24 protein-coding genes and 1 tRNA gene are annotated in these 17,489 nt (G+C 67.4%); 12 read left to right on the forward strand and 13 right to left on the reverse strand.

Annotated elements, in window-relative coordinates; genetic code table 11:
• Positions 1-374 precede the first annotated feature (374 nt).
• The 7 genes from ACFQEY_RS18260 to ACFQEY_RS18290 all read right to left on the reverse strand — a co-directional run bounded on the left by ACFQEY_RS18260 (position 375) and on the right by ACFQEY_RS18290 (position 3,211).
• Positions 375-449, reverse strand: a tRNA-Val gene (locus ACFQEY_RS18260).
• A gap of 107 nt (positions 450-556) precedes the next feature.
• Positions 557-832 (reverse strand): DUF7553 family protein, encoded by a 276-nt coding sequence (locus ACFQEY_RS18265; RefSeq protein WP_379771350.1) that lies wholly within the window; start codon positions 830-832, stop codon positions 557-559.
• A 75-nt stretch (positions 833-907) separates the two neighbouring features.
• Entirely contained in the window at positions 908-1,441 is a 534-nt protein-coding gene (locus tag ACFQEY_RS18270) for a cob(I)yrinic acid a,c-diamide adenosyltransferase (protein ID WP_379771352.1), read from the reverse strand.
• Positions 1,438-1,677, reverse strand: a complete 240-nt coding sequence (locus tag ACFQEY_RS18275) for a glutaredoxin family protein (protein ID WP_379771355.1) — start codon at positions 1,675-1,677, stop codon at positions 1,438-1,440. Before ACFQEY_RS18275 ends, ACFQEY_RS18270 begins: the two co-directional genes overlap by 4 nt.
• Positions 1,678-1,891: 214 nt before the next feature.
• Positions 1,892-2,290: an acyl-CoA thioesterase gene (locus ACFQEY_RS18280; RefSeq protein ID WP_379771357.1), complete on the reverse strand. Its 399-nt coding sequence runs from the start codon at positions 2,288-2,290 to the stop codon at positions 1,892-1,894.
• Between the two features lie 102 nt (positions 2,291-2,392).
• Positions 2,393-3,067, reverse strand: a complete 675-nt coding sequence (gene phoU / locus ACFQEY_RS18285) for a phosphate signaling complex protein PhoU (RefSeq protein WP_379771359.1) — start codon at positions 3,065-3,067, stop codon at positions 2,393-2,395.
• Between the two features lie 9 nt (positions 3,068-3,076).
• Positions 3,077-3,211, reverse strand: coding sequence for a hypothetical protein (locus tag ACFQEY_RS18290; RefSeq protein ID WP_379771362.1), 135 nt, complete (start codon positions 3,209-3,211; stop codon positions 3,077-3,079).
• Positions 3,212-3,245: 34 nt separating this feature from the next.
• On the opposite strand from ACFQEY_RS18290, the gene ACFQEY_RS18295 reads away from it, so the two are divergent.
• The 3 genes from ACFQEY_RS18295 (at position 3,246) to ACFQEY_RS18305 (ending at position 4,752) form a co-directional block, all read left to right on the forward strand.
• Positions 3,246-3,566 carry a MazG nucleotide pyrophosphohydrolase domain-containing protein gene (locus ACFQEY_RS18295; RefSeq protein WP_379771364.1) on the forward strand — a complete coding sequence of 107 codons (321 nt, stop codon included), beginning with the start codon at positions 3,246-3,248 and terminating at the stop codon, positions 3,564-3,566.
• A gap of 121 nt (positions 3,567-3,687) precedes the next feature.
• On the forward strand, positions 3,688-4,509 hold the full coding sequence (locus ACFQEY_RS18300) for an inositol monophosphatase family protein (protein ID WP_379771366.1): 822 nt from the start codon (positions 3,688-3,690) through the stop codon (positions 4,507-4,509).
• 39 nt (positions 4,510-4,548) lie between these two features.
• The gene (locus tag ACFQEY_RS18305) at positions 4,549-4,752 is read left to right on the forward strand and encodes a hypothetical protein (RefSeq protein WP_379771369.1); all 204 of its coding nucleotides are present in this window, start codon (positions 4,549-4,551) and stop codon (positions 4,750-4,752) included.
• 29 nt (positions 4,753-4,781) lie between these two features.
• Here the strand turns inward: ACFQEY_RS18305 and ACFQEY_RS18310 are convergent, their stop codons facing one another.
• Together ACFQEY_RS18310 and ACFQEY_RS18315 are read right to left on the reverse strand one after the other, a co-directional pair.
• On the reverse strand, positions 4,782-5,201 hold the full coding sequence (locus ACFQEY_RS18310; RefSeq protein WP_379771371.1) for a universal stress protein: 420 nt from the start codon (positions 5,199-5,201) through the stop codon (positions 4,782-4,784).
• 89 nt (positions 5,202-5,290) lie between these two features.
• Complete coding sequence (locus ACFQEY_RS18315) at positions 5,291-5,881, reverse strand: CinA family protein (RefSeq protein WP_379771373.1); 591 nt, start codon at positions 5,879-5,881, stop codon at positions 5,291-5,293.
• A gap of 126 nt (positions 5,882-6,007) precedes the next feature.
• Between ACFQEY_RS18315 and ACFQEY_RS18320 the strand changes: the two genes are divergently transcribed.
• From ACFQEY_RS18320 to ACFQEY_RS18335, 4 genes are all read left to right on the forward strand, one after another.
• Positions 6,008-6,583, forward strand: coding sequence for a transcriptional regulator FilR1 domain-containing protein (locus tag ACFQEY_RS18320; protein ID WP_379771375.1), 576 nt, complete (start codon positions 6,008-6,010; stop codon positions 6,581-6,583).
• Positions 6,584-6,668: 85 nt separating this feature from the next.
• Complete coding sequence (locus tag ACFQEY_RS18325; RefSeq protein ID WP_379771377.1) at positions 6,669-6,965, forward strand: hypothetical protein; 297 nt, start codon at positions 6,669-6,671, stop codon at positions 6,963-6,965.
• Positions 6,966-7,080: 115 nt separating this feature from the next.
• Positions 7,081-8,292: a PAS domain-containing response regulator gene (locus ACFQEY_RS18330; protein WP_379771379.1), complete on the forward strand. Its 1,212-nt coding sequence runs from the start codon at positions 7,081-7,083 to the stop codon at positions 8,290-8,292.
• A 412-nt stretch (positions 8,293-8,704) separates the two neighbouring features.
• Complete coding sequence (locus tag ACFQEY_RS18335; protein WP_379771382.1) at positions 8,705-9,208, forward strand: DUF367 family protein; 504 nt, start codon at positions 8,705-8,707, stop codon at positions 9,206-9,208.
• Between the two features lie 132 nt (positions 9,209-9,340).
• On the opposite strand, the gene ACFQEY_RS18340 is transcribed toward ACFQEY_RS18335, so the two are convergent.
• Positions 9,341-9,703 (reverse strand): DUF5518 domain-containing protein, encoded by a 363-nt coding sequence (locus ACFQEY_RS18340; RefSeq protein WP_379771385.1) that lies wholly within the window; start codon positions 9,701-9,703, stop codon positions 9,341-9,343.
• 138 nt (positions 9,704-9,841) lie between these two features.
• On the opposite strand from ACFQEY_RS18340, the gene ACFQEY_RS18345 reads away from it, so the two are divergent.
• The 3 genes from ACFQEY_RS18345 to ACFQEY_RS18355 all read left to right on the forward strand — a co-directional run bounded on the left by ACFQEY_RS18345 (position 9,842) and on the right by ACFQEY_RS18355 (position 11,568).
• Complete coding sequence (locus ACFQEY_RS18345) at positions 9,842-10,849, forward strand: hypothetical protein (RefSeq protein ID WP_379771387.1); 1,008 nt, start codon at positions 9,842-9,844, stop codon at positions 10,847-10,849.
• Between the two features lie 110 nt (positions 10,850-10,959).
• The gene (locus ACFQEY_RS18350) at positions 10,960-11,259 is read left to right on the forward strand and encodes a hypothetical protein (protein WP_379771388.1); all 300 of its coding nucleotides are present in this window, start codon (positions 10,960-10,962) and stop codon (positions 11,257-11,259) included.
• Between the two features lie 132 nt (positions 11,260-11,391).
• On the forward strand, positions 11,392-11,568 hold the full coding sequence (locus ACFQEY_RS18355; protein ID WP_379771390.1) for a hypothetical protein: 177 nt from the start codon (positions 11,392-11,394) through the stop codon (positions 11,566-11,568).
• A 21-nt stretch (positions 11,569-11,589) separates the two neighbouring features.
• On the opposite strand, the gene ACFQEY_RS18360 is transcribed toward ACFQEY_RS18355, so the two are convergent.
• Positions 11,590-12,654, reverse strand: a complete 1,065-nt coding sequence (locus ACFQEY_RS18360) for a type II glyceraldehyde-3-phosphate dehydrogenase (RefSeq protein WP_379771392.1) — start codon at positions 12,652-12,654, stop codon at positions 11,590-11,592.
• Positions 12,655-12,830: 176 nt separating this feature from the next.
• Here ACFQEY_RS18360 and ACFQEY_RS18365 point away from each other — a divergent pair, with 176 nt between their 5' ends.
• Positions 12,831-13,781 carry an aminopeptidase gene (locus ACFQEY_RS18365; RefSeq protein WP_379771395.1) on the forward strand — a complete coding sequence of 317 codons (951 nt, stop codon included), beginning with the start codon at positions 12,831-12,833 and terminating at the stop codon, positions 13,779-13,781.
• Positions 13,782-14,106: 325 nt separating this feature from the next.
• Here the strand turns inward: ACFQEY_RS18365 and ACFQEY_RS18370 are convergent, their stop codons facing one another.
• Positions 14,107-15,054, reverse strand: coding sequence for an HVO_0234 family beta-propeller protein (locus tag ACFQEY_RS18370; protein WP_379771434.1), 948 nt, complete (start codon positions 15,052-15,054; stop codon positions 14,107-14,109).
• A 164-nt stretch (positions 15,055-15,218) separates the two neighbouring features.
• Between ACFQEY_RS18370 and ACFQEY_RS18375 the strand changes: the two genes are divergently transcribed.
• On the forward strand, positions 15,219-16,202 hold the full coding sequence (locus ACFQEY_RS18375) for a nucleoside recognition protein (RefSeq protein ID WP_379771398.1): 984 nt from the start codon (positions 15,219-15,221) through the stop codon (positions 16,200-16,202).
• A gap of 71 nt (positions 16,203-16,273) precedes the next feature.
• On the opposite strand, the gene ACFQEY_RS18380 is transcribed toward ACFQEY_RS18375, so the two are convergent.
• Positions 16,274-17,476 carry a DUF418 domain-containing protein gene (locus ACFQEY_RS18380; RefSeq protein ID WP_379771400.1) on the reverse strand — a complete coding sequence of 401 codons (1,203 nt, stop codon included), beginning with the start codon at positions 17,474-17,476 and terminating at the stop codon, positions 16,274-16,276.
• Positions 17,477-17,489: the final 13 nt, after the last annotated feature.

Raw genomic sequence — 17,489 nt, forward strand, 5'->3', positions numbered from 1 at the left:
AGAGGGACCTCCGGTCCCTCGCTGTTCGCGGCCTGTCGGCCGCTCACCGGCGCACAGGGCGAGAGCAAAGCTCTCGCTTGCAGCCGGCGGCAGAGCCGCCGGCGACGCCACCGCACCGCCACGTTCATTTAGAAGCAGTCGTCGCCGCCCCCGCTCACTCCTTTTATATACCACGTCACCCGCGGCGGCCTGCGATCCCCACTCCCGAAATCGATCAGGCAATCCCGTTCAGCGACCGGCTATTTCAGAAGAGAATATGTCTGAAAAAGCGGATTTCAACAGAGCCAATTACTATTATATGCTGCTAAGCTCGCCACGGTTACAGAGCCTGAACGTAGAAGATTCTCTGTGTTAGGATCCGTACGGACCGCGTATGGGTTGGGGCGGATTCGAACCGCCGACCTGCTCCGTGTGAAGGAGCCGTCATAACCTGGCTAGACCACCAACCCGCTTATGTCGAGGTATCCGACCTCGCGACTTAAGGGTTACTTTGTGAACGGGTTCGCGCGATCGGTTGCACCGACATCCGATGGTGCGAGTGGGGCCACCAGCTCGACTACTCCTCGGCAGCGTCGTGACCGCGGTACTCCTTCACGCGCGCTCGGGCCGAAGCCACCGCCTCGCGAGCCTCGCCTTCGGCGCGCTCTTCGATCGCCTTTAAATCCGCTTGGATCCGGTCCAGTCGCGTGGGTTCGGGCTCCTCACCATCGTCGCCGCCGACGAGCGCTTTCACGCGAGCTTCGAGCGGCTCCAATTCCTCCTTCACGCCAGCCTTCGCGTGTTCGGCCGCGCGACTGAGGTAATACCGTGCGTCTTCGAAGTGTTTGCTCATATCTGCCCTTTGGCGAAGGACGAATATATTCTTTGTGGCCGCGAACCGAGGACAGAATTGATCGGCGGAGTCGGCTCAGTACGAAGGCGACTCCTCCGGCTCGTCGTCGCGCGCGTTCGCGACGCGCCCGAGCGTGAACAGCAGATCCGAGAGGCGATTGAGGTAAGTGACGACTGTCTCGTTGATCGGCTCTGACCGCGCGAGCTCGACCGCCCGGCGCTCGGCCCGCCGGGTCACGGTCCGGGCGTGGTGGAGCCGAGCTCCGGCCTGGCCGCCGCCCGGGAGGATGAACGATCGAAGGGGCTCCAGTTCGTCGTCCAGCGCGTCGATTCGGTCTTCGAGCGTCTCGACGTGCTCGGGTGCCACCTGTGGGTCGTCGGGAGCGGGCTCCGGGTTCGCCAGGTCGGCCTGGACCACGTGGAGATGGTTTTGCACCGTCTCCAAGAGGTCGTCGAGGTCGTCGTGACCGGTCGGCCGAATCGTTCCGATCAACGCGTTCGCCTCGTCGACGGTGCCGTACGCCTCGATCCGAGGGCTGGCCTTCGAAACGCGGCTCATGTCCCGGAGATCGGTGTCGCCCTCGTCTCCCCGTCCGGTGTATATCGTCATGCGAGGGTGGCTGCGACGTATTCGAGGATGTTCGCGCTCTCCGCCATGGTCACTCCGCGCTCGTCGTCGATCAGGACGGGGACGCCGCGCTGTCCGCTGATCCGCTTCACCTCATTCCGATCGGAGTGGAGCGCGTCGACCCACTCGGTCTCGTACTCGACGCCCGCGTCGTCGAGCGCGCCTGACACCTTCTCGCACCACGGACACCCGTCGAGGGCGTACAGTCGAACGGTCATACCGACCCGAACGGCGCGCGCAGGCAAGAAGGTGAGGTGTCGCAAGTGGGGTGTCGCAGGTGTGGTGTCGCAGGTGTGGTGTCGCAGGTGGGGTGTCGCAAGTGGGATCTCCCGGGTGAGATCTCCTGGGTGTGGTGTCACGGGCGAAGTGGAGCGCACGGTTGACGCCGCGTTCGACGGAGAACACACCGACGGGAAGGGTCGTTCGCGCCCGTCAGAGCCCGTGGTACGTCTCCATCGCGGATCGGTAGTCCTTCGGTATTGGTGTCGGCGTTTCCGTGTCGGGATCGAGGCTGACGAGCGTCGCCTCCGCCTCGGCGGCGACGTCGCCGTCCGCACGGACTTCGTGGGTCATGGTGACGCTGGATCGGCCGATCTCGGCGACGTCGCTCGTCACCGTCACCGTCCCGTCGGTCAGTTCGACGGATCGACGGAAGTCGAGCGACAGCGACGCCAATACAGTCGAGACGCGCGAAATGTCGGCGTCGAGAACGTCGCGGAAGTACAGGGTCCGAGCCTGCTCGACGTACGTCGCGTACACGGCGTTGTTGACGTGTCCCATCGCGTCGATGTCGCGGAACCTGACGTCGATTTCCGCAGTGTGCGTGCTCATACCTCGCCCTGTCGCGGCCCGCGTATGTAGCCGTCGGGATCGACCGCGATCTCGGTGGGATCGAATCGACCGCGATCTCGGTGGGTGCGGGAGTGCGGTCGGTCAGTACAGCAGTTCGTCGTCGTTCTCGATCATGTAGAGGGAGCGCGCGGCGATGTTGACCGCGTGGTCGCCGACGCGTTCGAGGTCGCGGATGGTCAGGAGGAGTCGGGAGACGTTCTGCATCGTTCCTTCGACGTCCGATTCGGCGCGGAGGTCGTCGCGCTCGATGAGATCGCGCACGACGAGGTCGCTCGCTGCCTCACAGGCGGCGTCGACGTCGTCGTCGGCCTCGGCGACCGCGTAACAGCGCTCCGGATCTGACTCCGCGTACGCGGCCATCGCCTCGTCGAGCATCGCGAGCGTGTCGTCGCCGATGCGCTGAACGTCGACGTCGGGGAACACCTCCTGATCGGCCTGCTTGGCGTACCCGCCGAGGTTCGTCGCGAGGTCGGCGATCCGTTCGAGGTCGGTGATGATCTTGAACGAAGCGGCGATGAACCGCAGATCGCCCGCCACCGGCTGCTGGAGCGCGATGAGGTCCGTACACTGACCCTCCAATTCGAGGTACAGGTCGTTGATCTCGTCGTCGCCAATGATGACCTCTTCGCCCAGCTCGCTGTCCTGCTGCTCCAAGGCGTCGAGGCCCATCCGGAGCCGTTCGGCGACGACCTCGCTCATGTAGAGCACGTCGTCGCGCAGCCCCTCCAGTTTCGTCTGGTACTGTTCGCGTGGCATCGTGTTGACCTATCCCCCACGCCGAACGTACAAAAACACGTCGACGATGGGGGGTGATGAGGGTGGCTGGGCGACGACGTCGAGGACGACGACATCGAGAGTGACGACACCGAGAGTGACGGCCGCGGTAGTCGAATCGACCACCAGATTTTCGGTCGACCTCCGCGAGGTGGTCGACATGGACGAGATCGACATGGACGAACAACAGCGCGTGGCCACGTTCGTCGACGAGCATGGACTGGAGACTCCGCCCGAGTACCGCCTCCTCGACCTCGTTTCGGAGGTCGGCGAGGTGGCAAAAGACGCGGCGGAATCGACGGAATACGGGGCGCATCCGGGACGAATCGACGTCGACGACGACGAGATCGGTGACGTGCTCTTCGCACTCCTCGCGATCGCCGACTCGCTGGACGTCGACGCTGGCGACGCGCTCGATCGGTCGCTCGCGAAGTACGAGCGCCGGATGGCGGACGCGGACACGCCGGGATCCGGCGAGTAGCTGTCGGGGAAGGACACGCCGAGAGCGACGTTCCCAGGCGACCGATGCTTTTCTACAGGTTAGTCTTCACCAGATCGTTCCACCAGTACGCTTTTGCGAACTCCGGCTGAATCGCCCGGTCGTGACGGGTCCCGATCTCGACAGGGTTGACGATTTCGAGGCTATGGAGAGAGACGATCTCGAAGCCATGGAGTCGGTCGCCCGCGCGGCCGTATTGGCCGCCGGCGCGGAGCTTCGCGACCGCTACCGCGACGGCGACGACGACGCCGAGTACGGTGCTCACGACGTGAAGGCCGCGGCCGACGAGGCCGCCGAAGCGCGGATGCTCCCGCTCGTCCGGCGGTCGTTCCCCGACCACGCCGTGTTCGCCGAAGAGGCGGGCGAGTTCCCCGGCAGCGAGCCCTACCGCTGGATCGTCGACCCGCTCGACGGCACCAACGACTTCGCCGCGGGGCTGCCGACGTTCGCCTCGTCGGTGGCGGTCCTACGCGATGGCGAGCCCCTGCTGGCGGCGGTGTATCAGCCGGCGACCGACGAGACGTACGTCGCGCGCCGGGACGACGGCGTCCGGTACGAGTGCGAGCCGGTGACCGCCGCCGGCGACGTGGGGATTCCGGCCGCCACGGTCGCCACGATAGTCGGCCGTGACGTGCCGCGCGACCCCGACCTCGCCCGCCGATCCGACGCGATCCGTGGATCGCTGCGCGAGACGGTCAAGCGGGTGATCCCCAGCTGGGCACCGACGGTCCACTCCGGATTGTTCGCCCGCGGACGGATACAGGGGATCGCGCAGTTCCACCCGGACGAGGAGGAGCGGGCCGTCACCGAGCTGTTCGCGTCCGAGGCCGGTGCGGCGATCCGCCGGGAGGGGCCGCTGTACGTCGCGGCCGCGGACGAGCCGACGCTGGCGACGCTGTGGGAGGCGGCCCGCGTCGAGCCCTGACGGAGAATTGCTTATCCGTGCCCCGCGCGGATCCGCGGTATGGATCGGACGGACGCCGCGCTGCTCGGAGTCGCCGCTGTCGTCGCCGGGCTCGTGCTCGCCGGTGCGCTGGCCGCCGGGGTCCTGTTCGGCTTCGACGAGTCCGTCACCCGACCGATCCGGCTTCTCGCAGCCGAGCCGTTCGCGTGGATCGTCGTCGGGGCGCTGCTCGTCGCGGTCGTCGGGCACGCCTACATCGAGTGAGCGGAGATGGTGGAAGAGCGGAGAGCAACTCAGCGCACGACGGTGACCGGGACCGGCGACCGCTGGAACACCGTCTTCGCCACGTTTCCGACGAGCAGCCGATCGGCGAGCGAGCCGCCGTGAGTCCCCATCACGATCGCGTCGAACGCCTCCGCTCGGTCGAGGATCCGACGGGCCGGCGATCCGACCTCGATCTCTGCGTCGACGGTCGCGTCGTACTCCGCGGCGATTTCGCGGGCGCGGTCCAACACGTCCGCCGAGAGCTCGCGAATCGTTTCCTCGCGGTCCTCGGAGAGGGCGATCCCCGTCGCCGCACCCATCATCCGCGAGGGCTCGCCGACGACGTGTAACACCGTCACGTCGGCGTCCCGGTGAACGTCGAGCGCGTACCGCAGCGCTCGTTCGGACAGCTCGGAGTCGTCCATCGGCACCAGCACGCGTTCGACCATACCGTTGCGTACGCGGACCGTGTGGATAAACGCTCGCGCGGTTCTCGAGTTCGCTCGTCTCTCAGGAAGTCGCGGCCGCCCGCGACCGACTACGCCTCGGCGTCGACTTCTCGGATCGCTCGAACGAGCGCCTCCAACGCGGCGTCGGCCGCCTTGCGTTTTATCGTCCCGCGATCGTCGTCGAGGACGACCCGCTCGCTCCGGACGAACGAGTCCCGAGTCCCCCACGGCGCTGCGTACGCCACGCCGACGTACACGAGTCCGACGGGCTTCTCGGCGGTGCCGCCGCCGGGTCCCGCGACGCCGGTCGTCGAGACCGCCCACGTCGCGTCCGCGCGGTCCCGCGCTCCCGCCGCCATCTGCTCCGCGACCGTCGCGCTCACTGCCCCCTCGGCGTCGAGCGATTCGCGGGACACCCCGAGCAGCTCGCGCTTGGCGTCGTACGCGTACGTGACGAACCCCCGATCGAAGTACGCGCTCGCTCCCGGCACGTCCGTCACCCGCGAGCCGACGAGCCCGCCCGTCAGCGACTCCGCGACCGCGAGCGTCGCCTCGCGATCGGCGAGCAGTTCGCCGAGGGTTTCCTCGATCGGCCCACCCTCGTCCGCTTCGGTCGTTTCTGCCGGCCCACCTGTGTCTCCCGCGCTCCCCGTTTTGTCCGATCCGTCTCCACTCACCATGCGTCCACTCCGCCCGCCATCCCCGTGGGGTTTACGCTCCGAGGGTCCGGAGAACCCGTATGACGGAGCGGGACGCGCGACTCAGTGCCGGAAAGCGCCCACCACGTCCGGAACTGGAGGGTGCCGATGGGTGACGGCGAACGGGACGCCGGAAGCGATGCCGACACCCGTGAAACCTCCGACGGCGGCGCTCCCGGCGCGCTTCTCCGGACGCTCCTCGCGGAAGCGATCGGCGCGGGGAACGACCCCGACGCGTTCGCAGCGCTCGACGGATCGGTCGCGGTCGTCGAGCGCGGGGACGACCCGGGGCCGGCGGATCGGATCGCGGACGTCGTTGCTGGGGGCGACTCGATCGTCGGAGTCGTCCCCCGCGTCGAGGCGTCGCTCGCCCGGCGGATGACTCGCGACGATATCGTCGAGGGCGGCGACGAGGTCCGGCTCGTCTTCACGGGACGGGCCGGAGAGCGTCTGGCCGGGGGGTCCGGCGTCGCGCTCCGAACCGTGCTCTCGGCTCGCGGGGTCGATCCGTACCTTCACGGCGGCGATTCGCCGGTCGGGATCCTCCTCGTCGGCGATCGGGCGATCGTCGGGCTGTTCGACGGTGAGGGTCTCGCCGCCCTTCTGTGGTCGGACGCACCGGCCGTTCGAGAGTGGGCGGCGACGACCTGTCGACGGTACCTCGACGCGTCCGAGCCGGCGTGAGGGGCGTCGACCGGGGTGAGAAGGGAGCCGGCGGCCGCGACGACCTCGGCGCATCGCTTTTGTTCACGCCTGCCGAAGAACGGGTATGAAGGCATTCCTGCTGCTCGTCGCCGGCATCGTTGGACTGATCGAGGCCGTGGTCCCCCGTGCGGTCGTGCGGGCGTGGACCCGGGTCGCGTACCGGAACGCGGGCGACGCCGAGCCCCGAGAATGGGTGCACCGGGTCGCCCGCGCAGAGGGAGCCGTCCTCGTCTTCGTCGCGCTCGTCGGCCTGTTCCGCGCCGCCACGTCCACGGACGGCGATCGGGCAGCCGACGCGACATTGGCTGGCGACGGTGCGGCGAAAGAGGGTGCGGCAGAGGGTGTCGCCGGCGCAGCGTAGACGCTCCCGACGACGCGAGCGCACGAGATCAGGACGGCCGTCACGCGCAGATCTCCGGTCTCGGCAGCGGAGGTCACCCGAACGTATATCCGCGAGGTTGTGGTAGTCATTCGAAATGACGGGCTCGCCTCACCGGCTGACGGGCTCGCTTCACCGGTCGCGTGACGGTCGCGAGTCGCCCGTTCGCGTTCTCCACGTCGACGACGATCCGAGCTTTCTCGACCTCGTCGCGACGTACCTCGAGCGGCTCGACGACGCGTTCGACGTCAGGTCCGAGACCGACGTCGATGCGGCGCTCGGCGCGCTAGAGACGGAGCCGATCGACTGTGTCGTCAGCGACTACGAGATGCCGGGGACGAACGGCCTGGAGTTTCTCGACCGCGTCCGCGAGAGCGGGTCGGAGGTCCCGTTCGTCCTGTTCACCGGGAAGGGCTCTGAGGAGATCGCCAGCGAGGCGATCTCGGCCGGTGTCACAGACTACATCCAAAAGCAGCCGGGGACCGATCAGTACACAGTGCTCGCGAACCGGATCCGAAACGCGGTCGACCAGCACCGCTCGCGGGCGGCGCTGGCGGCGAGTCAAGAACGGCTCTCCCTGTTCATCGAGCAGTCCCCGCTCGGTACCATCGAGTACGACGACACCTTTCGAATCGTCCGAGTGAACCCCGCCGCGGAGGAGATACTCGGCTACTCGGCGTCCGAACTGGTGGACGGGACGTGGCTCCCGTTCGTTCCCGAGGACATGCACCGGCATGTCGCGGAGCTCGAACGCCACCTCATGTCCGATAAGGGAGGCTACCGGAGCGTCAACGCCAACGTTCGGCGCGACGGGCAGCGGATCCGCTGCGCGTGGCACAACCAGGTGGTGACGGACGGCGATGACGAGGTGATCCGCGTCTTCTCGCAGTTCGAGGACATCACCGAGGAGGAGGAGCGGAAGCGCGAGATCGAGCGGACGAACGCCGTGTTATCGACGGTTCTCGACACGCTCCCGGTCGGGATGCTCGTCGAGGACGCCGACAGACGGGTCATCCGGGCGAACGAGCGGCTCTACGACATCTTCTGTCTACCGGGCGATCCGGAGGACGCCCGTGGGTTGGATTGCAAGCGGTTCGCCGCCGAGATGAGCGACCTGTTCGCCGACCCCGACGGGTTCGTCGATCGCATCGAAGCGATTCTCGCGGAGCGATCCCCGGTCGAGGACGAACCGCTCGATCTCGCTGACGGTCGGACGCTCCTGCGAACGTACCGCCCGATCGACCTCCCCGACGGCCGCGGACACCTGTGGGCCTACCGCGACGCGACAACTGAAACCGCCGATCGTTGACAGCACTTCCTCGATCGATTGCGGGAGTGAGCGTTGCAGACCCCCGCCGGCCGCCAGAGAATCCACGATCTTCGAACGACAGCGAGTCGGGCGTGTCGCGAGCGCGATCGAAGGAATCCCTCGTAACGGGCGGCAGCGAGGCGCGAAGCGCCTCTGGCAGCCGGCAGCGGAGCCGCCGGCGATGAAACCGCGAGCTCGTCGCTGCTTGACCGTTGTGAGTGTTCACCGCGCCGACAACGATTTATCACGATCGGCTAAGGATCCGGTGGAGCTCACCACGCCGCCGACAGCAACGTTCGATGCGCGGTCGGTTGGAGCCTCTGCGACACCTGTCGCGAGTATCACTGACCGGCGATACCGGTCTTCCCAGACAGGCCACACGACTTATAGCTGCCTCACCCAATCTCGTACTGTGGACCTCCACGTCAGGTACGAGGGCGACGACGACCCCGACAAGTGCACGGCCCGGAAGCTCGCGCGGTTCGACCTCGCCAAGCTCCATCGCTCGGACCGCCAGACGCCGTACGGCGTCGTCCTCAATCCCCACGCAGAGCGGGCGCTCTCGACCGTAGACGCCGACATGGCAGCGGAAACCGCGCTCGTCGCGCTCGACTGCTCGTGGGAATCCGCCGGAGAGAAGATGTTCAGCCTGCCGGGTGAGCACCGCGCTCTGCCGTATCTCGTCGCGGGCAACCCCGTGAACTTCGGTCGGCCGATGCGGCTCACAACCGTCGAGGCGTTCGCGGCCGCGCTCGTGATCCTCGGCGAGCCCGATCACGCCGAGCGGATCATGGCGAAGTTCACCTGGGGCGAGACGTTCTTAGACCTCAACGAGGAACCGCTCCGGCGGTACGCCGAGTGCGATGACTCCGCGGAGGTCGTCGCGGTTCAACAGGAGTATCTCGACCGAGAGTGAAATTGGGAGTGAGTGCGATTGGGAGTGAGTGCGATTGGGAGTGAGTGCGATTGGGAGTGAGTGCGATTGGGAGTGAGAATTGATATATCGTACTACGACGCCCTCGACACGACTCCGACACGTTACTCGAAATCAGTCGCCGAGCACGCCGCCTATCGCGCCCGCGAGCGCCGAATCGAGCGCGAACAGGAACGTCACGAAGAGTCCGACGACCAGCACGCCGGCTCCCCCGACTACGCTCCCGATCGGGCCGCCGACGAGACCGAGGAGACTGCCGAAAGCGGCGAGGAGCACCGTGAGAACAAGTCCGCTGATAGATCCCGCCAGCAGCCCGTGCCACAGACCGGACCCCAGTCCGCCGCCGGCGACGTACCCGGCGACGAACCCGCCGATCAGTCCCGCGCCGACGTGGCCGACGATCGGGACGAACGACGCGAGCAGTCCGGCGATCAGCATCACGACGAATCCGTAGCCTACGGCGTGCCAGTCAGTCATATGATTTCGTAGGTCGGGACCGAATAAATAATCGCCGCCGTCGTAACTCGGCGACGATCCGTGCGGCGGTGTCCGGTTTCTGCGGTCGCTTCCGCGACTCGACCGTAATTTAAGATGACCTCGCACCAATCGGCGGTCATGCCCTCCGGACGTCACGCGTCGACCGACGGTGGTTCGACCGACGCGAGTCAGCCGACCGATCCGAGCCCGCAGGCCGATCCGAGCCCGCAGGCCGATTCGAGTCCCTCGGTCGACGCGCGGCCACCGATCGAGTGGGGGCCGATCGAATTTCCTCGCATGCGTTCGCTCGCGCTCGGCCTCGCGGTGACCGCGGCGGGCGGTGTCCTCGCGACGCTGGTCGTGATCGCGGTCGCGTTCGGGGCCTCGCTGCTCGACGGCACCATCACGCCTTCGTCGACGTGGGCGGTGTTCGTCGTTCTCCTCGTCGGCGGCCCGATGTCGGTGCTGTACTGGCTCGTGGCGTACGACCGAACGTCGCCCGAGCGTCGGAGCGAGCTGCGGTCGCAGTTCGGCGACTACTCGTTCAACCCCGCCCGATTTCGGATCGGCTGGACGTTCGCCGGCGCGGGGGTCGCGGCGGCGTTCGCGGCCGCTTCGGTCGGACCGTCACCGGTTCCGTCGTCCGTGTTCTCCGGAATTGCCCCACTTTTCCTCCCGCTGCTCGTGTTCTTGCCGACGCTCGCGGGATCGCGAGGGACCGATGTCAGACTCGTCCCGGCGGCGGAAGCGGTAGAGCGGACGTACCGCACCCACGACCGGACTCGGACGGACGATCTCGGATCCGCGATCCGAATTCGCCGGATAGATCTCTTCCCGACCGAGACGACGCTGTTTCTGCTCGCGTACCGCGGAAACGCGTGGTACCGCTCGACTCCGTGGCTGTTCATCCCGAATCGGCTCGCCGACGAAGTCGAGGCGGCTCTCGCCGACGTGCTCGCGCGAAGCGACGGTCCCGACCGGGCGAGCACCGGCGAACGGATCGTCCTCGCCCTTCTCGGGTCATCGTCGCTCCTCGTCGGGATCGCGATGGCGATCGCAGCCGGCGAGCAGGCAGCGGGAGTGCTGTTGGCGCTTTTAACCGCTCCGTTCAGCGCGCTCTTTCTCGCGCTCGCTGCGCGGCTATGAGTTCGAGACGCAATCGAGACGCAATCGCTTCTCGCAGGACACGATACGTCCGCCGCACATTTGGTATCATCTACCACGCGACTCAAATACTCGGCCCCCGTAGTTCGCACATGGACCGACAGCGCTTGGAAGCGGCGCTCGACGAGGCATTCGGGGGAACCGCAGCGGAGCGGCGAGCCGTCGCCCGGGCGGCTCGCGACCTCGCCGACTCCGGCCAGCCCTCGCGCGATCGGGGCCACGGTCTCACCGTTCCCGGGGTGATCGAGCACCTCAGCGACGCCCCCGACGGATCGTCCGTCGTCGAGCGATGGAACTGGTGGCTGGGCGCGCTCGACGCCGCATACGGGGGATACGATTACTTCACCGTGCGGTTCGTCGAGGGCGACGAAGAGGCCGGCCTCCGCCGATAGCTCCGGTACGTACCGGCAGGCTCGGACGATAGTCCCGAAGAGAATCGATATCCTCCGGAGTCGACGCGTCCACTTTCACTTTCACTCCGCGGATGGCTCGGTTATAGGGGCGCTCCGGTCGCAGTCGATGGTATGAGCGCGATCAGCCACGACCGTCCGCGGTACGCGACACCGACGCGCGTCGACGTCACCGACTGCCGAACGGATCGAATCGCCGACAGAATGCGGATGAACCGCGTCCGCGGAAGCGAGGTGCACCTCGAACGCCGCGGCGGGAAGACGTACCTCGTGACTACGCCGGAAGAGTAAACGAAAGCAATTGTCTCGCCGTCAGTCGTCCGCAGCGACCGGATCGCGGACGGTTCCGCCGTCGGCAAGCAGGCTGTCGAGGCCGATACCGAGCGTCTCGTTCGTCAGCGCGACTGACTCCTCCCGGGGGATGTCGGTCGTGAGCGCGCGGATCGCGTCGATGTTCTCCGGCACGACGTCCGCCTCCTGGTGGACGTTTTGGAACAGGTATAGGTCCCGTCCCTGAACGCTGATGGACTCCTCCCAGACGCAGTTCTCCCAGAGGTCTCCCCGGGGGCGACCCACGTCGGCCGCGTAGTCTTTGAGCGCCCCGGCACCGTCGATGTTCGCGACTTCGGGGATCAAGAACAGGCGGGTCTCGTCTCCGAGGAGCCGGCGGACAGTGGCGGTTGACGGCTCGGTCTCCAGCGTCACGTTGACGCTGTGGGTGTGCATCGCGGTGACCGGGGCCTTGAGCGCCGCGGTGTCGACGGCGACGTTCGGCAGGACGGTGTTCACGTCCGGGCCGTGGTGGGAGGGAACCGTCGCCGGGTCGGGGACCACGTCGTTTATCGGGCCGCGATCGGTCTCGCTCGGGTCGCCGCCGCGACGAACGAGCGTCACGCGGGCCTTTTCGACGCCGTACGCCTCGTCGAGCGGTGCGAGGAGCCGCGAGAGTCCGGTCGAGTTACAGGAAACGACCCTGAGGGAGTCGGCGTCGCCGACGTCGCCGCTCGCGCGAGCGTTGAACGAGGCGTCGGCGACGTCCGCGTCCTCCCCGCCCTGATAGATCGCCGGCGTATCGTGCGAGGCGTAGATCGCGCGGTTGCGCGCGCCGATTCCCGACGGTGCGCAGTCCACGATGACGTCGACGGCGCGGAGGAGATCGTCGAGCGTTCCCGACGGAGTCAGTCCGGCCGTTTCGAACTCGTCGACTCTGTCGTCGATCGCGGCGTACAGGTCGTAGCCGCGTCGGATCGCGGCTTCGGCACCGTAGTTCGGGCTCGCCTTCGTTACGCCGACGAGCTCCATGTCCGGCTGGGCCGCGACCGCGTCCGCGACCCGCTTGCCGATCGTGCCGTACCCGTTGACGCCCACGCGTGTCATGCTCCTACCTCCACCGGGGATCCGCATAATGTTTTCGAGACATTTGATAAGAAATTAACTACGGCGCGAGTAATCGGTCGGTTTATTCATTGGACCGAAGCTTGTAACTGAGTTACGAAATAGAGTATATAGTGTCGATGGCAAGGCCTAACGCCCGCGGCCGCCGATACTCGTCCATGTCGACAGCGCTTTCAGAGGCAGCCGAGACCGCCGTGGATCAGTGCCTGAGCGTCGCGCCGGGCGAGTCTGTCGTGATCGTCACCGACGACGATCGGGCGTCGATCGGCGAGGCGCTGTACGCGGCGGCGGCCGCGCGCACGGACGACGCGACGATCCTCCGATACCCGCCCGCACCTCAGCACGGAACCGAGCCGCCGGCTCCGGTCGCGGCGGCGATGGCCGAGAGCGACGTCTTCCTCGCGCCCACGACGAAGAGCCTGAGTCACACCCGCGCTCGCGGGGCCGCCTGCGACGCCGGCGCGCGCGGCGCGACCCTGCCCGGGATCACCGAAGACGTGTTCACGACCGGGCTCGACGCAGACTACGCCGCCATCGACGCCGCCTGCGACGACGTGCTCAAGCAGGTGAACAGTGCGGACGAGGTTCGGGTGACTTCGCCGGAGGGCACCGACATCACCTTCCGGATCGGCGACCGCGAGTGGCTCACTGACACGGGGATGGTCCACGAACCCGGCGACTTCTCGAACCTGCCGGCCGGCGAGGTGTTCGTCTCGCCCTCGACTGCGACCGGCACCTACGTCGTCGACGGAACGATGATGCCTCACGGGCTGCTCGAGGCGGGCCAGGAGCTGACGTTCGAGGTCGAGGACGGGTTCGTCACGTCCATCGACGACGACGCGGTCCGCGCCGACGTCGAGACCGCCGCGGAGTCCGTCGGCGAAGACGCGTACAACCTCGCGGAACTGGGAATCGGGACTAACGTCGGCGTCGACGACCTCGTCGGCTCGGTCCTCCTCGACGAGAAGGCGGCCGGGACGGTCCACGTCGCGATCGGCGACGACGCCGGTATCGGCGGCGAGACCGACGCCCCGATCCACCTCGACGGGATCCTCCGGAACCCGACCGTGTACGCCGACGGCGAGGAGATCCAGCTTCCGAGACCGTAGGACTCCCGTTCGCGGCGATTACTTATAAATGAGCGGCGCGGTGCTGTGCGGTGGCGCGCCTCCGAGCGGCCGCAGGGCGCGAGGAGACCGCGAGGGACGCGGCGAACGAAGTGAGCCGCGAGGCTGGGGAGGCGTGAGGTGCGGTGCTGTACGGGGTGGGATTCAAAGGGGCAGTCGCCGGCGGCTCTGCCGCCGGCTGGGGCGTTGGAAGTGTTCACCGGCGATCCGGAATCAGCACCGATTTATAAACGAGCGGCTGGAGCTTTGGAAGTGGTCATCGCGCCGGGAACGATCACTTATAAGTAAACGGCCGAGCCGTACGTCGTCACTCCACGACTGCGAGCGCGACTCCTTCGACCTCTCGAACGCCGACCACTTGGTGTCGCCAGCCGTCGCCGGCGTCGACGCAGAGGGTTCCGGCGGCCGTGACTGCGACCGAGACACCGGGGCCGTAGCCGAGCGCGGTCGGCTCCTCGTCGACCGGGAGCTCGGCCGCACGCCACGTGTCGGTCTCCCATTCGACGGCGTCCTCCGGGTGGACGAGCAGGTCGCCGTCGACGACCGCCATCGCGTGGCCGTCGCCGTCGGCGGCGACCGCCGCGGCGTCACCCGAACGCGCCGTCATCCAACCGTTGCCGAGCCAGTAGAGCCCCGACGCGGTCGCCGCGAGGGGCATCCCCGCCCCCGCGACGTCGCGCGCGTCGTCGAGACCGACCGCCGAGAGCTCGAGATCCGATCCGATCCCGTCGGACTCGACGATCCGGTACACCCCGTCCGCGGCGGCGACGAGGGGGCCGTCGATGGCGCGCGGATCGCGGACGGTTCCGATCCGCGTCGCGGTCGAATCCTCGGACGAATCGCCTGGCATTGCTGTTGCATCACCGACGGCGATTCGGTCGATCCCCCCGTCCTCGCCGGCGACGAGGAACGCGCCGTCGCAGGCCCCGACCGCGACGGCCGGCTCGGCACCGATCCGGTCGGATCCCTCCGTACCGCTATCGAATGGCTCGAATTCGGGATCGTCGCCGACGGCGGCGACGAGAAGGCCGTCCGCCGTCGCCGCTCCGATCAGATCCGGGTTCTCTTTTCGGGGGAGGACGGCGATATCGCGGGCCGGTTCGCGCGCGACCATGTCGAACGCGCCGACCTTGTCGGCCGAGAGCGACACCCGAACGACGCCGCCGCCGGTCGCGACGTACGCGTCGGTTCGGCCCGCCGCTCCGGCGTACACGCGCTTCTCCTCTATCGAGATGTCGTCCTCCGCGGGTGCCATCGTCGGGAGTTCGGCGGCGGTCCCCATAAGCCCCGCGCGGTTCGACCGATCCGCGCGCTCGCGTCGAGTGCTCGTCTCCCGCGCCTCCGTACCTCCCGCGCCTCCCACACCTCCGCGCCTCACGTTTCGATGCTCATTAGGTCCGCCATCGCGTACGCCCGATAGTGCAATCGGTCGCCGCCGAAGTCGTCTCGCTGCTCGCCGACGTGGCCCCGCGGCTCGCACGGATCGCCGCGTTCATTGCGATCGGCGTCTTCGCCGCGAACCTCGCCGTCGCGTTCGGGCTGATCCGGTACGTCGCCGGACTCTCGGGGAGACTCACGCGACCGGCCAACCTCCCCGACGAGGTTGGGACGGCCATCCTCACGACCGCGGCGTCGACCACGGCGGGATACGCCACGCTCGCGGAGTACCGCGAGTCGGGATTACTCGACGACCGCGCGACGCTCGTCGCCGTGGTCATCAACACGTTCTTCGGATTCGTCCAGCACGTGTTCACGTACTACATTCCGGTGTTGATCCCGATCCTCGGCGTCGAGACCGGGATCGTCTACGTCTCGGCGCGGGCGGGGATCGCGTTGGCGATCACGGTCACTGGGGTCCTCGCCGGCGGCGTCCTGCTCTCCGAGCGCAACGTGAACCGCGAGGCGCTCGCCGCGATCGACGCGACCGGACCCGAGGGAGACGACCGCACCGGCCGGGAGCGCGTTCGGGAGGCCGGAGCCACGTCGTGGTCGACGCTCCGCCGGATCGTCCCTCGGCTCGCGCTCGTGTACACGCTCGTCATTGCGTTCGTCACCACCTACGACGTCGAGGCGCTGACTGGCGTCGCGGAGCCGATCACCGGCGTGCTCGGGCTTCCCGGTGCCGCGGTCCCCGTCATCGCGGTCTACACCCTCGACACCACCGCCGGGGCCGTGACGATCGCCGGCGTCGATGCCGGCACGTTCACCACTCGGACCGCGGTCGCGACGCTGCTCATCGGCGGGATCCTCTCGTTCGCCGTCTCGACGTTCCGGCGATCGATCCCCTTCCAGTACGGAATCTGGGGAGCCGAGTTCGGCACGAAGGTCATCGCCGTCAACACGGCGCTGAAGCTCGTCTTCATCTCCGTCGCGGTCACGTTGCTGTTGGCACCGGTGTGGTGAGCGCCGGTGCGGTGACCCTCGCACTACTCCGTCTTTCGTCTACTCCGTCTTTCGTCTACTCCGTCTTTCGTCTACTCCGTCTTCCGCATCGGCTGGCGCTCCCCGTAGGTGAGCGTCCGCCAGACCCACTCGACAGGGCCGAACCGGTAGGACCGCAGCCAAAGCACAGACAGAGCGATCTGCACCGTCCACACTACGACGACGATTCCGTACTGCTCGACGCGACTCACGGAGCCGAACAGTCCGAACCCGTGGCCGTAGAATATCGTCGTCGCGATGACCGTCTGGAGCAGGTAGTTCGTAAAGGCGGTGCGCCCGACCGCGGCGAGGGCGATCGTCACCGGCCCGTCGGGACGCCGGCGTACGTAGAGGGTGACGATCCCGAGGTACCCTCCGGCGACGAGGAGGCTCCCGACGTAGTTGAACTGCAGCCAGAACAGCGCGGCGTCGGCGCTCCAGTCGTTGGCCTCGATGTAGGCGACGCCGGCGACGACGATGCCGACGCCGACCACGCCCACGGCGATGAGTCCACGGTAGAAGCGGGTCGACCGCTCGCCCGTCAGAGCCCCCCACCGGTACAGCGCCATCCCGAGGAGCATCACCCCGCCGATGCGCCAGAAGCTCGATCCGATGAAGCCGGTCGTCTGTCGCTGGAACGAGGAAGAGACGCGGTGATCGAGCTGTTCGAACCAACCGCCGCGGTACGTCGCGACCTCCTGGCGGATCGCCGCCTCCGCGGGCGCCCACTGGCTCGCGATCGCCTCTCCGCCGAGGGTGACCGCGGCGAACAGTTCCATCGACGGGACGAAGAGGAGGAAGATCCCGGCGAGTCCCGCGAGCTGTTTCGCCTCTAGATCGCGGAGCGTGACGAGGAACAGTCCCGTGAGCCCGTACGCGACGAGGATGTCGCCGTACCACAGCAGGTACGAGTGCAACAGCCCGATAACGATGAGGATCGCGGTCCGCCGGTAGTGGAGCCGAACCGCCGGCTGACCCTTCTCCTCTTTGCTCTCGACGAACAGCAGGATCCCCGCGCCGAACAGCGCGGAGAACAGCGTGATGAGCTTCGATTGGCCGAACACGTGGCCGACGAACCACGCCCAGTAGTTCGCGCCGGTGAAGTCACCGTACGCGGTCGGGTTGATGAGCGTCGCCTCCGGCATCGCGAACACCCAGATATTGATGACGAAGATCCCGAGGAGAGCGAAGCCTCTGAGCGCGTCGAGGCTGACGATGCGTTCGGAGGGCGGCGTCGGGGCAGCGTCGCGTGTCACGAGTTGGCTCAGA

This window comes from Halorubrum trueperi, assembly GCF_042662525.1.
In the GTDB taxonomy this organism is placed as follows: domain Archaea; phylum Halobacteriota; class Halobacteria; order Halobacteriales; family Haloferacaceae; genus Halorubrum; species Halorubrum trueperi.